This window comes from Pseudarthrobacter sp. SL88 (genome assembly GCF_026672455.1).
GTDB lineage: Bacteria > Actinomycetota > Actinomycetes > Actinomycetales > Micrococcaceae > Arthrobacter.
In genome coordinates, this window is the sequence record NZ_JAPPRD010000001.1 from 2609715 (window position 1) to 2625059 (window position 15345).

Consider the following 15345-nt stretch of genomic DNA (forward strand, 5'->3'; position numbering starts at 1 on the left):
TTCCGTGGTCCGCCTGATACTTGCCTCCCAGTCCCCCGCCCGCACCAAACTCCTGGCCGAAGCCGGCATCCGGCACACCGTGCTGGTCTCCGACGTGGACGAGGACGCCGTGCAGGCGCGCTACGGCGTGACCGATCCGCACGACACCGCCCTCCTGCTGGCCCGGGCCAAGGCCGAGGCCGTGGCGGCGCTGCCGGACTCCGAGGGCGCCCTGGTGCTGGGCTGCGACTCGGTGTTCGAGTTCGACGGCGAAGCACACGGCAAGCCCTACACGGCGGACGTCGCGCGGGAGCGGATGCTCCGGATGAGCGGCAGCTCAGGGGTGCTGCACACAGGGCATTGGCTGGTGGACTGCCGGGATACGGACACGGACGACGACGGCCGTGACGGTGCCGGATCGGGGGCCACCCTTGGCGCCGTTGCCTCAGCCGAGGTCGCCTTCCTGGACATGGACGCGGACGAAATCGACGCGTACATCGCCACCGGCGAGCCGCTGCACTGCGCCGGGTCTTTCACCATTGACGGCCTGGGCGGGGCCTTCATCCGGAAGGTCGACGGCGACCCGCATGCCGTCGTCGGCCTGTCCGTATCCACCCTCCGGGGACTGCTGGCCGCCGCAAACGTGCGCATCACCGATCTCTGGCCGCCGCGCTGAAAGGCGCCAATTGCCCCGGACTTGTAGCTTCCCTACAAAGCATTGCTGGTTTACACGCGGATTCCGCAAGTAATATCGGCGGAACCTCCAAAACCGCGCTAGGCTCCCTGAAGGAAAGAAGGAGACGCGTTGTCAGCAAATATGGAGCAGTCCGCCGGTACCACGCAGCAGAGCCTCACCAAGGTGCTGATCGCAAACCGCGGTGAAATCGCGGTGCGCATCATCCGCGCCGCCCGCGACGAGGGCATCGCCTCCGTAGCGATCTACGCCGACCCGGACCGCGACGCCCTGCACGTCCGGCTTGCTGACGAAGCCTATGCCCTGGGCGGCAACACCGCCGCCGAGTCGTACCTGGTGATGGACAAGATCATCGACGCCGCCCGGCAGTCGGGTGCGGATGCCATCCACCCCGGATACGGCTTCCTGGCCGAAAATGCAGAGTTTGCGGCCAAGGTCATCGCCGCCGGCATCACCTGGATCGGCCCGTCCCCCGAAGCAATTTCCGCCTTGGGCGACAAGGTCCAGGCCCGGCACATCGCCGAAAAGGTGGGTGCACCCCAGGTCCCCGGCACCGCCGATCCCGTACAGTCTGCCGAGGAAATCCTCGAGTTCGTGGACAAGTTCGGCCTGCCCGTGGCCATCAAGGCTGCTTTCGGCGGCGGCGGACGCGGCATCAAGGTGGCCCGCACCCGCGAAGAAATCCCCGAACTGTTCGAGTCCGCCGTCCGTGAGGCCACTGCGGCCTTCGGACGCGGCGAATGCTTCATCGAACGCTTCCTGGACGCTCCGCGGCACGTTGAAACCCAGTGCCTCGCTGACGCCCACGGCAACGTCGTGGTGGTCTCCACCCGCGACTGCTCGCTGCAGCGCCGCAACCAGAAGCTCGTCGAAGAAGCACCGGCCCCGTTCCTTACCCCCGAGCAGAACCAGCGGCTGTACGAATCCTCCAAGGCCATCCTGAAGGAAGCCGGCTACCTCGGTGCCGGTACCTGTGAATTCCTGGTGGGCCAGGACGGCACCATTTCCTTCCTTGAGGTCAATACCCGCCTGCAGGTGGAGCACTGCGTGTCCGAGGAAGTCACCGGCATCGACCTGGTCCGCGAACAGTTCCGCCTGGCCCGCGGCGAGGAACTGGGCTACGGCGACCCCGAGGTCCGTGGCCACTCCATCGAGTTCCGCATTACCGGTGAAGATCCCGGCCGGAACTTTATGCCTGCCCCCGGCACCATTGCCACGCTGAAGAACCCGACTGGCCCCGGCATCCGGATTGATTCCGGCGTGGAGCAGGGCGATGTGATCAGCGGCAACTTCGACTCCATGCTGTCCAAGCTGGTGGTCACCGGGGCTACCCGCACCCAGGCCCTGCAGCGCTCGCGCCGTGCCTTGGAGGAGATGGTGGTGGAAGGCATTCCCACCGTCATCCCGTTCGACCTCGCCGTGGTCAGCAACCCCGATTTCGCTCCGGCGGAGGGCCCTTTCAAGGTCCACACGCGGTGGATCGAAACAGAGTTCACCAACGACCTGCCAGCCTGGAACCCCCACGGCGCAGCCGAAACCGAGGACGTCGAAGAACGCCAGCGCGTGGTTGTCGAGGTAGGCGGCAAACGCCTCGAAGTGGTGCTCCCGGCATCCCTGGGTTCCCTGGGCGCAGGCGCCGCTCCTGCAGCGAAGTCCGGCAAGTCGAAGAAGCGCGCACGGTCCGGCGGCCCCGCTGCCGCCACCGGGAACGCCCTCACCTCCCCCATGCAGGGCACCATCGTGAAGGTGGCTGTGGCTGAAGGCGACGTTGTCGCCGAGGGTGACCTGGTAGTGGTGCTGGAGGCCATGAAGATGGAGCAGCCCCTCACGGCGCACCGTTCCGGAACCATCACGGGCCTGAAGGCTGTTGCAGGCGAGACTGTGTCCGCGGGCGCCGTGATCGCCACGATCGAAGACTGACGGACCGGAGGCACCCATGCTGGCACCCAGTTTCCAGGAAGAAGTGGCCCGCTACCACGAGGCGGTTCCGGAGATCACCCGGGGCAATACGGGTCCTGTCAAGGACCTCTACTCCCGGCTCGAGGACGTGACGCTGGCCAACCCCTTCGGCGGCATCGCCCGGGGCTGGGCCCAGGTTGAAGCCCGGCTGGACCAGGCCGCCCGGCAATTCCAGGACGGGCAGATGCTCGGCTTCGACACCATCACGTCGTACACGGCGCGCGACACCGCCTACCTGGTGGAAACCGAGCACTTCCGTGCCCGGCTGGACGGTGCCGCGGCCACCGAAGAGTTCGCCCTCCGGGTAACCAGCATTTTCCGCCGCGAGGAAGGCTACTGGAAGCTAGTGCACCGCCATGCCGATCCGGCTGCGCGGCCCCAGTCCCGTAGGTCGCTGGTCCAGGCAGCGGCCGGCTGAACCAGCCTGTCGCCCGCCGCCTCCTGGCTAAGCGGTCCTGCCCGACCAAGCAGTACTACAAGTTCAGCCGTCCACACTACCCAGCAGTCCGGAGCCATCGGCTTCGGGCTGCTGGCGTATAGCGGGCAAGTGCAGGCACACTTAGCAGGTGTTGCCTTTCCTGCTCCTGGCTTCCCGAGCCGAGGACGCCGCCGCCGATGATGAATTCGCCGCGTACCTGAGGTACGGCGGCCTGGAGGAGCGGGAGCTGCGACGGATCCGGCTTGAGTCGGCTCCCCTGCCAGAGCTGGACCTCTCCGAATACTCTGGCGTGATCGTGGGCGGCAGTCCATTCACCTCCAGCGATCCGCCGGAAGACAAGAGCCTGGTCCAGCACAGGGTGGAACAGGAACTGTCGGGCCTGCTGGACCAGCTGGTGGCCCGCGATTTCCCGTTCCTGGGGGCGTGTTACGGGGTCGGGACGCTGGGCAGGCACCAAGGCGCCGTGATCGACCGAACGTTCGGCGAACCCCTCGCGGCCGTGGAGATCGGCCTTACCGATGCCGGCCTCCGGGACCCATTGCTCCAAGGAATGCCACAGGCGTTCACCGCGTTTGCCGGCCACAAGGAAGCCTGCAGTTCGCTGCCCGCCCATGCGGTTCTGCTGGCAGGGTCCGCGGCCTGCCCCGTGCAGATGTTCCGGGTCCGGTCAAACCTCTACGCCACCCAGTTCCATCCCGAACTCGATGCGGAGGGCCTGGTAACGCGCATCGACATCTACCGCAACGCCGGCTACTTTCCTCCGGAGTCCGCCGAGGACCTGATGGCTGACGCCCGGAAGTTCACCGTGACGGAGCCGATGAAGATCCTGCGAAACTTCGTGACGAGTTACGCCGCCTGAGCTGCCGGGCAGCCGGGCAGCCGGGCTGCCGGGCTGCCGGGCTGCCGGGCTGCCGGGCTGCCGGGAGCGACCATTGGGGCAGGGGCGGACCACCGGCAATCGCATCCCATTCATATGGCTTGTTCAAACTCCTGCTGCCACCTGGGCTCTTGTGACGACATCCCTGGCTCGCCCTGGAAATTCAGTCAGTGTGTTCCTGTGTCAGGGAACGCCGGTTTGGATGACGCGGCCGAGGACTTGGACGGATGGTTGTGGGGGTGGCTGGTTGGCGGGTGCCCGCGTGGGGGCTCGTGCTGGCCCTGCGCGTTTGCCTGGGCTGCTGGCGTGGGTGAAGGGCGTCCCGGGGAGTGGTGGTGCGGTGGAGTGGTACGTGTGGCCGGTGGGGGTTCGGAGTTTTACGGTGTGGCGCGTGACGTGCCTGACCCGGGGTGGTCCGTCAGGGAAGCATGTGGGGTCCGGCAGCGGCAACGTTGAGGGTACTGGGACGGGTGTTGAACTCCAGCCGGGGCTTTCTTTGGTGTGGTTGCAGGCTTCGCAGAGTCCTTGGCCGTTGGAGGCTGTGGTGCCGCCGCCGTGGTGCCAGGGGGTGATGTGGTCGTGGTGGCGGATGGGTGCGTCGCAGTACGGGGTGCGGCAGGTGTCGTCGCGGATCTGGAGGAAGCGTTTGAGTCCTGCCGGGAAGAGCCTGGCCTTGGCGTCCAAGCCGACGAGCTCCCCGCTGCCGGGGGCGGTGTAGAGCCGCCGGACCCAGACCTGCATCCCGGACCCTGGCTGGTCTGCGGTGATCAGTTCGCGGGCCCATTGGGCGGGGACGATGCCGTAGCCGGTAAGTCTGGCGGGTTCGGTGTCGGCCTGGAGGAGGGTGCGGTCGGTCATGATGAGCTGGACCTGAATCCCGTTGATCCCGCCGGGGGTCCCGGTGGCCCGTTCGACGAGGGTGTCGGCGATGATGTGGCCCTTCGACCGGCCATCCCCGGAGGAGCGGAGGGTGTCGGCTTCTTTGGTGAGGCCGGCGTAGACGGCGACGCCCTGGGCGACGGGCAGCAGCGCGGTGAGGCGGGCCATGGTGTCCGGCGCCGGGCGCAGGCTGACCGTCCTTGCCCCCACGGCTGTGGCGGCCCGCTTGGCCACGGACGCAGGATCGCGCCGGTACGCGGCGGCCTTGACCGCGGAGATGATGGTCCGGTCCCCGGCACCATCGAAGACGCCGGTATCGGGTGCGAGTTCCGCATCCACCCCCGCCCGGTCCTCGGGTGAGAGGCAGATGGTTTCCTTCACGACCAGGGTGGTGCGCCACTCACTCAACCGCCCGGACCGGAACGCGGCGAAGGTGTGGGGCATCCCGGTCAGGGTTTTCGCCAGTCCCAGCAGCCGCCCGCCCCGGGCCGGGGATTCCCGCCGCGCCAGCGCCACCTGCGCCCCGACCCCGGCACCCTGCTCCCCGGCCGGGACAACGGCAGCAGCCTGCTCCCGCCGCTGCGAAGCATCAAAAGCCACGGTGATCTCGGCCTGCCTCGCCGCCGCAACAGCCTTCACATCCTCCAACTGCCGGAGCTGATCGATCATCCCCGCACCATCAACAGCAACCGGCACCACCGCCAACATCCTCAACACATCAGCAACACTCGGGGCACCACCACCCCCGGGACCGGCAAGGGAAGGACCACGGGCAATCGGGGCATGCGCGGCAGCCGCGCGGGGCCCCGCGGGCGAAGGAGCATGGGCAGCCGCGTTCCCCGTCTCCACTTCCGCCGAGCCAACCGTCTCCATGACCAAAGTCTTCCAGCACCCACCGACATTTCCGACGGCCCCAAAGCCCTATGTGGAAACCTCCCGACGATCTCAAGGCAGGCACGTGCAGCAGGGAAAGGGGCGGCTGATGACGAGGGCCAAGTACCTCCGCCACAGCAGAACGGCGGCGCCCAAGGAGGCGCCGCCGTCGTACGTCCATGTCCATGTCCATGTCCATGTCCATGTCCATGTCCAAAGGCGAGTCAACCTCGGAGCGGCGAATCGCCAGCGGAGAATACCCTGCTTAAAAGAGAATGCCCGGACAGTCCAGGGGACTGTCCGGGCATTCCTGCAAGGCTGGCGGGTCAGGCTACGTTGTTCTCGTAGTCAAGGTCGCGGGTTTCCTTGCTGACGAATAGGGCGATGAGGGTCAGCACGGCCATGGACGTCAGGTAGACACCCACGAGCACCGGGCTGCCGTCCGCCAGTTCCCACAGCGCCACGGCGATGAACGGCGCAACTGCAGCGCCCAGGATGCTGGAGAAGTTGTAGCTGATGGCCGATCCCGTGTAGCGGACGTTCGTGGGGAACAGCTCCGGCAAGAGCGCGCCCATCGGCCCGAAGGTCAGGCCCATGAGTGAAAAGCCCAGGATCAGCAGCGCCATGGTGCCCACGAACCCGCCGCTGAACAGTGGCACGAAGAGCAGGCCGAAGGCGAAGATCCCGGCGGTGACGCCGATCAGCATTTTCCGGCGGCCGTACTTCTCAGCAAGCGGACCGGAGACCAGCGTGAAGATGCCGAAGAACACGACGCCGGCAATCAGCATCCAGAGGAAATCGTTGCGGGTGTAGCCCAGGCCCGGGACGAACGCAGCTGCAGCGGCTTCGGTCATCGGCTTGCCGGCCTTCTCGGCGGCCGCCCTGGCCGCGTCGAGGCTGGAGGCCCGGGTGCCGTAGGTGAGAGTGAACGTGGTCATCAGGTAGAAGAGCACGTAGGTGGCGAGCATGATGAAGGTACCCAGGATCAGCTGGCGCCAGCTGGTCTTGAAGACGCGGCCCAGGGGCAGCTTGGCAACCTCGTTGGACTCGATCACCTTGGTGAATGCCGGGGTTTCGATCAGCTTCAGCCGCACGTAGAGGCCGATGATCACCATGACTGCGCTGAGCAGGAACGGAACACGCCAGCCCCAGGCCTGGAAGGCAGCGGGTGTAAGCGTGTAGCTGGCCACCAGGAAGATGACGTTGGCGATGATGAAGCCGATGGGAGCGCCGAGCTGCGGGAACGTGCCGTAGATGGCGCGCTTGTTGGCCGGTGCGTTCTCGGTGGCCAGCAGGGCCGCCCCGCTCCATTCGCCGCCAAGGGCCAGGCCCTGTGCAAAGCGCATGACTACCAGCAGCGCCGGTGCCCAGAATTCCCAGCCCGGTACCAGCGCAGTGGGCAGGCAGCCGATGAGGAAGGTGGCGATTCCCATGGTGAGCAGCGAGGCCACCAGGGTGCCCTTGCGGCCGAACTTGTCGCCGAAGTGCCCGAAGACGATGGACCCCAGCGGGCGGGCGACGAAAGCCACGCCGAAAACCGCGAAGGAGCTCAGGAGCTGGGTGGTCTCGTTCTGGCCGGGGAAGAACAGCTGCGGGAAGACGAGGACCGCCGCAGTTGCGTAGACATAGAAATCATAGAACTCGACCGTGGTGCCGATCAGGCTGGCGACGATCACACGGCCGCGGGAGTTCACCGGCTGGGGTGAACCGGGCACCGTGGAGGTGTCGGTGGAAGACATGTGTAAACGCTTTCGTGAGAAACCGGCCGGATACAACGGGTTGCCCCGGCGCGAAATAGTTAGAGTTCAATATTAGTTCCGCTGGTCCAGTCAATGGACGAAAGGTCCAGTATTTGGACCTGTGCTGTGCGTCTCACTTTTTGGGCACCTTCGCATCCTAACGGCGTCCGGCGGGCACAGATAGGCAAATGTCACAGCCCGTTAACATCCGGCGTCGGTCCGTGAAACGCGCCGTCCCTACCTTTGAGGAACAACATCCCCCAAAGGAGGTAACCCGTGACTGTTGACCGCACCGCAGATGCCGGCACCGGCAATTCCGTTGATCTTGATGACGCGTCGTCCCCGGAATCAGCCGCAGCATCCGCCAGCGCACAGCCCGGCACTACCCGCACCGCAACCGCTCCAGCCCTTGAATTCCGCCCCGGCCGTTGGATCGCCAACTGGGACGCCGAGAACAAGGAACAGTGGGAAACTGCCGGCCGCTCCATCGCCCGCCGCAACCTGAACTGGTCCATCTTCGCCGAGTTCCTCGGCTTCGTCGTCTGGCAGCTGTGGTCCATCGTGGTGGTCCAGCTCCCGGCCGCAGGATTCACCTTCACCACGTCCGAGATCTTCTGGCTGATCTCAATGCCCAGCCTGGTGGGCGCCACCCTTCGCATTCCCTACACCTTCATGGTTCCCCGTTTCGGCGGCCGGAACTGGACCATCGTCTCGGCCCTGCTGCTCCTGATCCCCTCCATCGGGCTCGCGCTGTGCGTTTCAAACCCGGAAACGCCGTTCGGTGGGATGCTCCTGGTGGCAGCCCTGGCCGGCTTCGGCGGCGGTAACTTCGCCAGCTCCATGGCCAACATCACCTTCTTCTACCCGGCACGCGAAAAGGGCTGGGCCCTGGGCCTGAACGCCGCGGGCGGAAACCTCGGTGCCGCCGTCGCGCAGCTCGCCGTCCCCATTGTGATCACCCTTCTGGCTGCGGGCACCGTCAACCTGCCCATGGCCGGCCTGATGTGGGTCCCGTTCATCCTGCTGGCCGCATTCGGTGCCTACAAGTACATGAACAACCTCACCAGCGCCAAGGGCGACGTGGCAGGATCCGTTGCCGCGCTGAAGGAACCGCACCTGTGGGTCATGGCGTTCCTGTACATCGGCACCTTTGGCTCGTTCATCGGCTTCGCCGGTGTGTTCCCCAAGCTGATCAAGGACTACTTCCCCGAGTTCTCCACCATCGGCGTGGGAACCGTAGCCCTCTCACTCGCCTTCCTGGGCCCCCTGGTGGGCTCGCTCGCCCGGCCTTACGGCGGACGCATGGCGGACCGCATGGGCGGCGCCCGGATGACCGTTTCAGCCTTCGCTTCCATGGCCGTGATCACCCTGACGATGATCTGGACGCTGCCGCTGAAGAACTTCTGGCTCTTCCTGGTCCTGTTCCTGATGCTCTTCACCGCCAGCGGCTTTGGCAACGGTGCAACCTACCGGATGATTCCGGTCATCTTCGCCACCAACAGCCGGGCAGCACGCAGCGGGGCCAGCTCCGTGGCTACACAGCGGCTGGCTTCCTCGGCCCTCGGCCTGATCTCCGCAATCGGTGCCTACGGCGGGTTCCTCATCCCGCAGGTACTGAACGCGTCCAACACCGCCAGCGGCTCCTACACCCCGGCCTTCTACGGCTTCGTGGGGGCCTACGCCCTGATGCTGGTGGTCTGCTGGGCCTGCTACATCCGCAACGCCAACCGAAACGCGATGGGACACGTCTAACCATGACCACAAGCGCCGACACGCACTGCCCCTACTGCGCCCTGCAGTGCGCCATGACGCTCACGTCCTCCACAGGACCGGCCCCGGCTGCACAGCCGGGGCCGGTCCCCGTGGCCCTCACCACGGCACCTGCTGCACCGCTCGAGGTCCAGGGGCGCGACTTCCCCACCAACCGTGGCGGCCTGTGCCGCAAGGGCTGGACCTCCGCAAACCTCCTGAACCATCCCGGACGCATCACCGAGCCCCTGCTCAAGGGCCCGGACGGCGTCCACCGGCCCATCTCCTGGGACCGGGCCCTGGACCTCGCCGCGGCAGCGGTGAAGGACGCCCGCGCCCGCTACGGTCCAGACGCCGTCGGCGTCTTTGGCGGCGGCGGCCTCACCAACGAAAAGGCGTACCAGCTGGGCAAGTTCGCCAGGCTGGCCCTGGGCACCTCGCGGATCGACTACAACGGCCGTTTCTGCATGTCCTCCGCGGCCGCCGCCGGAATGCGCGCCTTCGGCGTGGACCGCGGCCTGCCCTTCCCGCTCGAAGCGCTGGACACGGCCAGCACCATCCTGATGCTGGGATCCAACGTGGCGGAAACCATGCCGCCCTTCGTCCAGCACCTCAAGGGTGCCCGCGACGCCGGCGGCCTGATCGTGGTGGATCCGCGCCGTTCCGCCACAGCAGATTTCACGGCCGACGGTGGCGGCCTCCACCTCCAGCCCCTCCCGGGCACGGACCTCACCCTGCTGCTGGGCCTCTCCCACGTGGTCATCCACGAAAACCTGGCGGACACCGCCTATATCCGCGAGCGCACCTCGGGCTACAGCGCCGTAGCCCGCAGCGTCGCCTCCTTCTGGCCCGAACGGGTCCAATCCCTCACCGGTGTGCCGGCGGACCTCATCCGGGAAACAGCCCGCAGGCTTGCCGCCGGGGCCGGCAAGGGCGGCAGCTACATCCTCACCGGCCGCGGCGTGGAGCAGCACGTCGACGGCACCGACACCGCCACCGCCGCCATCAACCTCAGCCTCTTGCTCGGCCTGCCGGGTTCGGCCCGCAGCGGCTACGGCACCCTGACCGGCCAGGGCAACGGCCAGGGCGGCCGGGAACACGGGCAGAAAGCCGACCAGCTGCCCGGTTACCGCAAGATCACCGACCCCGCCGCCCGCGCCCACGTGGCCGGCGTCTGGGGCGTTCCCGAGGAGCTCATCCCCGGCCCGGGCCTTCCCGCGGTGCAACTGCTGAAGTCGCTGGGAAAGGCCGACGGCGTCCGTTGCCTCTTCGTCCACGCCTCCAACATTGCGGTCGCCTCGCCGGACGCCAACGCCGTTATCGAGGGTATCCGCAGCCTGGACTTCCTGATGGTCTGCGACTTCTTCATGTCCGAGACGGCAGCCATGGCAGACCTGGTCCTCCCCGTCCTCCAGTGGGCGGAGGAGGACGGTACGCTGACCAACCTCGAGGGCCGGGTCCTCCGCCGCCGCCGGGCCCTCACACCGCCTGCAGGAGCACGCAGCGAGCTGTGGATCATGGCCAGGCTCGCCGAACGGCTCGAAGCACCGTCCACGTACAGCGAGGACCCCGAAACCGTCTTCGAGGAACTGCGGCTGGCCTCCGCCGGCGGCCTGGCCGACTACTCCGGGATTGACTACGCCATGCTGGACCGCGGGGAAGCCGCCTACTGGCCCTACCCCGCCGGCAGCACCGGAACCCCCCGGCTCTTCCAAGAGCGCTTCGCCCACGCCGACGGCAAAGCCGTGATGACCCCGGTGCTGCCGCGCCGCCGTCGTACGCCTGCTGGCAACCCCCTTGCGGAAACTGGGAACGCTGCAGATGCCAAGCCCTTCACCCTCATCACCGGCCGCCTCCTGGAGCACTACCAGTCCGGCGCCCAGACGCGGCGGGTCGCGGCGCTCCTGGCCGCGCAGCCTGAGGCGAGGATGCAGATCCACCCGGCCGCGGCAGCCGCAATGGGTGTCACCGAAGGATCATTCGTGTCCGTGGCCAATGAACGCGGCGAGGTGGTGTGCCGGGCCGAACTCAGCACCGCCATCCGCAGCGAGACGGTCTTCCTGCCGTTCCACTTCCCCGAACTGGAAAGCGCCAACCGCCTCACCGAGGCGGCCACCGACCCCATCTCCGGGATGCCCGAATTCAAATTCAACAAGGTGTGGGTCCGGCCGGTGGCCGCGCCCGTATCCAGCAAAGTGCTTCAGACGATGGAGGCCTCATGAGCGAGCAGATTGTCATTGTGGGATTCGGGCCGGTGGCCGCCCGGCTGGTTGATGAGCTGCTGCCCGCCGTACGCGCAGGCCAGGTGGCACTGACCGTGGTGGGTGAAGAGACCGAAGCTGCCTACAACCGCGTCCTGGTGGCCGACCTCGGGGTTGGCCGCACCACTGCCGATGCCCTGGCTCTTTCGGACGCCGGCGCCCTCGCTGCCGACGGTGTGGAGGTACGGCTGGGCACCCGCGTCCGGCGCGTGGACCGCGCCCGCCAGCAGGTCCTGCTCTCGGACGGCACGCCCGTCCACTACGACCGGCTGGTGTTCGCCACCGGTTCCCGGCCCGTGATCCCCAACCTCACCGGAATCAATCCCGACCCCGCCTCACCGGTCCTGCCCGCCGGCGTCACCGCGCTGCGGGACCTCCGCGACGCCGGCGTCCTGCGGCAGGCCGTGGACGGCGGCAAGCGGGTTGTAGTCCTCGGCGGTGGCGTCCTGGGCCTGGAAACGGCGCTCGCAGCAGCTGAGGAAGGCGCCACCGTGACCGTGGTCCACAACGGATCGCACCCACTGGGCCGCACCATCGACCAGGGCGGCGGCGCGGTCCTGGCGGCAGGCCTGAGGCGGTGCGGCGTGCGGATGGCCGGCAACGCGCGCTCCACCGGCGTGGAACACAACGCGCCCGACGGCGGTTTTTCGGCTTTGCTGCTCGATGACGGTTCTGCGATCGACGGCGACCTCCTGGTCATCTCGTGCGGCGTGCGTCCCCGCACCGAGCTGGCGGAGGGGTGCGGCCTCTCCACGGCCACGGGCATCCTGGTGGACCACCGGCTGCGCGCCCACCACGAACCGCACATCTTCGCGATCGGCGACTGCGCCGAGGTGCGCTGCCCGGACCCCGGCTGCGCTGCCTGCCGCACCGCTTCTGGCCCGTCAGGGCTGGTGGGGCCGGGCTGGCGCCAGGCCGAGTGGCTGGCCGAATACCTGACGCTCCTGGCAGCGGGCCTGATCGAGGACGCCGAACTCCTGCCGGAACTGCCGGCCGAACAGCCGGGCATCATCGTGCTCAAGGCGCGGGGCCTGAACATGGCCGTTGCCGGGGACAACGGCGCCGACCCCTGGGACGAGGAAGCGCTCACCGCCGGTGCCGTCAACGGCCGGCCCCGCCTGCAGATCGCCCAGTGGGCGGATCCCGAGCATGGCCGCTACGTGAAGATGACCACGCGCGGCGGCGTGCTGGAAGGACTCGTGGCGGTGGGCATGCCCCGCACCGCGGCAGAGCTGGTGGGGCTCTTCGAACGGAATGCGGAACTGCCGGCGGACCGGTCGCTGCTGCTGCGGCTGGACGGCCCGGACCAGCTGCCGGGCAGCGGCCCAGCGGATCCTGCCGGAACCGTGTGCCGCTGCGCCGGGGTCAGCGGAGCGGTCATCCAGGGCGCCGTAGCTGAAGGCTGCGCCACGGTGGCCGAGGTGTCCAAGGCAACCCGCGCGGGGACCGGCTGCGGCGGCTGCCACGAGGACATCAAGGGCCTGATCGAGCAGCACTTCTCCCCAGCCTTGCCCTGACCTACATGTGGACGTGCAGGCGCCGGGCGGCTTCGGAAATGGAGCCGGTCAGCGACGGGTACACCGTGAAGGTGCTGGCAACGTCGTCGACGTGGAGCTTTTGCTTCACGGCGATGGCGATGGGGAAGATCAGCTCCGAAGCGTTCGGGCCAACCACTACGCCGCCGATGACAGTCCCGGATCCCTTGCGCGCGAAGATCTTCACGAAACCATCACGGGCGCTGCGCATCTTGGCGCGGGCGTTGCTGCGCATTGAGAGCTTCACGACGTCGCCCTGGTACTTTCCGGAGTCGATGTCGGCTTCCGAAACACCCACGTTGGCGATTTCCGGCGAAGTGAAGATGTTGGAGGCCACCTGGTGCAGCTTCAGCGGAGTCACGACGTCGCCCATGAAGTGGGCAACGGCGATCCGGCCCTGCATGGCCGCCACGGACGCCAGTGGCAGGACGCCGGTGCAGTCGCCGGCGGCGTAGATGTTCGGGGCGCTGGTGCGGGAGACACCGTCCACCTTGATGTGGCCGCTTTCGCTGACGGCGACGCCGGCTTCCTCGAGGCCGATGCCGTCGGTGTTGGGGATGGAACCAAGGCACAGGAGGCAGTGGCTGCCGGTGACCTTGGTGCCGTCACTGAGGGTGACCACCACGCCGTCGTCCGTCCGCTCCACTGATTCAGCGCGTGAGCGGGACAGCACGCGGACACCGCGGCGTTCGAAGACCTCCTCCAGGACCACGGCGGCGTCAACGTCCGAGCCCGGGAGCACCCTGTCGCGGCTGGATACCAGCGTCACCTTGGAGCCCAGTCCGTTGTAGGCGGAGGCGAACTCGGCACCGGTGACGCCGGAGCCCACCACGATCAGTTCCTCGGGCAGTTCATCAAGGTTGTACAGCTGGGTCCAGTTGAGGATGCGTTCGCCGTCGGGACGGGCTGTGGCCAGTTCGCGCGGATGGGCGCCGACGGCCAGCAGGATGGTGTCCGCCTCGATGGTTTCGGTGCCTTCCGCGGTCAGGACCTCGATGGTGTGGTTGTCCAGGAGCCGGCCGGAGCCTGCGAGGATCCTGACGTTCTGGCTGGCCAGGGCGTCGTGGATGTCCTTGGACTGGCTGCGGGCCAGGTTGAGCAGGCGGTCGTTGATGTGCTTGAGGTCGGCCCTCATCACGGGGACGAAGTCGCCGCCGTCGACGTCGAACTTCACGCCAAGCTCCCCCGCTTCGGCAACGCGGGTCATCAGGTCGGCCGTGGCGATGAGGGTCTTGGAGGGGACGACGTCGGTCAGGACCGCGGATCCGCCCAGGCCTGCGCGCTCGATGATGGTGACCTGCGCCCCCAGCGAGGCGGCCACGATAGCGGCTTCGTATCCGCCTGGACCACCTCCCAGGATCGCGATCCGGGGTGAACTGAAATCTGGGTGCGTAGTCACAAACGATTATTCTCCCGCATCCTCGCCTGACCACCAAAGAAACCGGTCTCTCGGGGGTGCGGACCAGAGGGTGGGCGGAGCGGGACCGGCAGGATACCTTGTACCAGTGAGTACAACTGACTTCCTGAACACGGACCCTTTCGCCGCCGCGCGCGCTGCTGCCGACTACATTGCCGAGGAAGCCGGGGTGGACTCCCACGACGTCGCCCTGGTGCTCGGTTCCGGCTGGGGCGGGGCCGCTGACCTGATCGGGGAAACCACTGCCACCCTGTCGGCCGAAGAGGTGCCCGGGTTCCATGCACCCGCCGTCGAAGGGCACGTGGGAACCATCCGGTCGATCCTGACCACCGAAGGCAAGCGTGCACTGGTCCTCGGCGCCCGGACGCACTACTACGAAGGCAAGGGCGTGCGGGCCGTGGTTCACGGGATCCGCACCGCGGCCGCCGCCGGCTGCAGTACCCTGGTCCTCACGAACGGCTGCGGCGGCCTCAACGAGGACTGGGCACCGGGCACCCCCGTGCTCATCAAGGATCACATCAACCTCACCGCCGCTTCGCCGCTGGAAGGCGCCACGTTCGTGGACCTGACAGATCTTTACTCCGCACGGATCCGCGGGCTGGCCCGCGAGGTGGATTCCAGCCTCGACGAAGGTGTCTACGCGCAGTTCCCCGGCCCGCACTACGAGACTCCCGCGGAAGTCCAGTACGCAAAGCGCATCGGTGCCGACCTGATCGGCATGTCCACCGCGCTGGAGGCCATCGCCGGGCGCCACGCCGGCATGGAAGTGTTCGGCATTTCGCTCGTCACCAACCTGGCCGCCGGGATTAGCCCCCAGCCGCTCAGCCACCAGGAAGTGCTGGAATCCGGCCAGGCGGCGGGTCCGAGGATTTCGGCCCTGCTTGCCGGAATCATCGCCAAACTCTGATCCAGGGGGCGCGGCACCGGGGCTGCGGTGCCGCACG

At 67.4% G+C, this 15345-nt stretch carries 11 protein-coding genes; 8 read left to right on the top strand and 3 right to left on the bottom strand.

Annotated features, from left to right (window positions below; genetic code table 11):
- Nucleotides 1-4: 4 nt before the first annotated feature.
- The 4 genes from OVA06_RS11845 (at nucleotide 5) to OVA06_RS11860 (ending at nucleotide 3930) form a co-directional block, all read left to right on the top strand.
- Nucleotides 5-655 (top strand): Maf family protein, encoded by a 651-nt coding sequence (locus tag OVA06_RS11845; RefSeq protein WP_268158476.1) that lies wholly within the window; start codon nucleotides 5-7, stop codon nucleotides 653-655.
- 141 nt (nucleotides 656-796) lie between these two features.
- Nucleotides 797-2593: an acetyl/propionyl/methylcrotonyl-CoA carboxylase subunit alpha gene (locus OVA06_RS11850; RefSeq protein ID WP_268160770.1), complete on the top strand. Its 1797-nt coding sequence runs from the start codon at nucleotides 797-799 to the stop codon at nucleotides 2591-2593.
- A 16-nt stretch (nucleotides 2594-2609) separates the two neighbouring features.
- Nucleotides 2610-3050: a YybH family protein gene (locus tag OVA06_RS11855; protein WP_268158478.1), complete on the top strand. Its 441-nt coding sequence runs from the start codon at nucleotides 2610-2612 to the stop codon at nucleotides 3048-3050.
- Between the two features lie 148 nt (nucleotides 3051-3198).
- Nucleotides 3199-3930 carry a glutamine amidotransferase gene (locus OVA06_RS11860; RefSeq protein WP_268158480.1) on the top strand — a complete coding sequence of 244 codons (732 nt, stop codon included), beginning with the start codon at nucleotides 3199-3201 and terminating at the stop codon, nucleotides 3928-3930.
- Between the two features lie 201 nt (nucleotides 3931-4131).
- Here the strand turns inward: OVA06_RS11860 and OVA06_RS11865 are convergent, their stop codons facing one another.
- Both OVA06_RS11865 and OVA06_RS11870 read right to left on the bottom strand, forming a co-directional pair.
- Nucleotides 4132-5496: an HNH endonuclease gene (locus OVA06_RS11865; protein ID WP_442793543.1), complete on the bottom strand. Its 1365-nt coding sequence runs from the start codon at nucleotides 5494-5496 to the stop codon at nucleotides 4132-4134.
- Between the two features lie 530 nt (nucleotides 5497-6026).
- Nucleotides 6027-7439, bottom strand: coding sequence for an MFS transporter (locus OVA06_RS11870; RefSeq protein ID WP_056081763.1), 1413 nt, complete (start codon nucleotides 7437-7439; stop codon nucleotides 6027-6029).
- Between the two features lie 276 nt (nucleotides 7440-7715).
- Here OVA06_RS11870 and OVA06_RS11875 point away from each other — a divergent pair, with 276 nt between their 5' ends.
- The 3 genes from OVA06_RS11875 to OVA06_RS11885 are packed head-to-tail and all read left to right on the top strand — an operon-like array spanning nucleotide 7716 to nucleotide 12966.
- Nucleotides 7716-9191, top strand: a complete 1476-nt coding sequence (locus tag OVA06_RS11875) for an MFS transporter (RefSeq protein WP_268158484.1) — start codon at nucleotides 7716-7718, stop codon at nucleotides 9189-9191.
- Between the two features lie 2 nt (nucleotides 9192-9193).
- Nucleotides 9194-11410 carry a molybdopterin oxidoreductase family protein gene (locus tag OVA06_RS11880; RefSeq protein WP_268158486.1) on the top strand — a complete coding sequence of 739 codons (2217 nt, stop codon included), beginning with the start codon at nucleotides 9194-9196 and terminating at the stop codon, nucleotides 11408-11410.
- On the top strand, nucleotides 11407-12966 hold the full coding sequence (locus OVA06_RS11885; protein ID WP_268158488.1) for an FAD-dependent oxidoreductase: 1560 nt from the start codon (nucleotides 11407-11409) through the stop codon (nucleotides 12964-12966). Before OVA06_RS11880 ends, OVA06_RS11885 begins: the two co-directional genes overlap by 4 nt.
- Nucleotide 12967: 1 nt before the next feature.
- Here the strand turns inward: OVA06_RS11885 and OVA06_RS11890 are convergent, their stop codons facing one another.
- Nucleotides 12968-14383 carry an NAD(P)H-quinone dehydrogenase gene (locus OVA06_RS11890; protein WP_056081776.1) on the bottom strand — a complete coding sequence of 472 codons (1416 nt, stop codon included), beginning with the start codon at nucleotides 14381-14383 and terminating at the stop codon, nucleotides 12968-12970.
- Between the two features lie 106 nt (nucleotides 14384-14489).
- Here OVA06_RS11890 and OVA06_RS11895 point away from each other — a divergent pair, with 106 nt between their 5' ends.
- Nucleotides 14490-15308 carry a purine-nucleoside phosphorylase gene (locus OVA06_RS11895; protein ID WP_268158490.1) on the top strand — a complete coding sequence of 273 codons (819 nt, stop codon included), beginning with the start codon at nucleotides 14490-14492 and terminating at the stop codon, nucleotides 15306-15308.
- The last annotated feature ends 37 nt before the right edge of the window (nucleotides 15309-15345 follow it).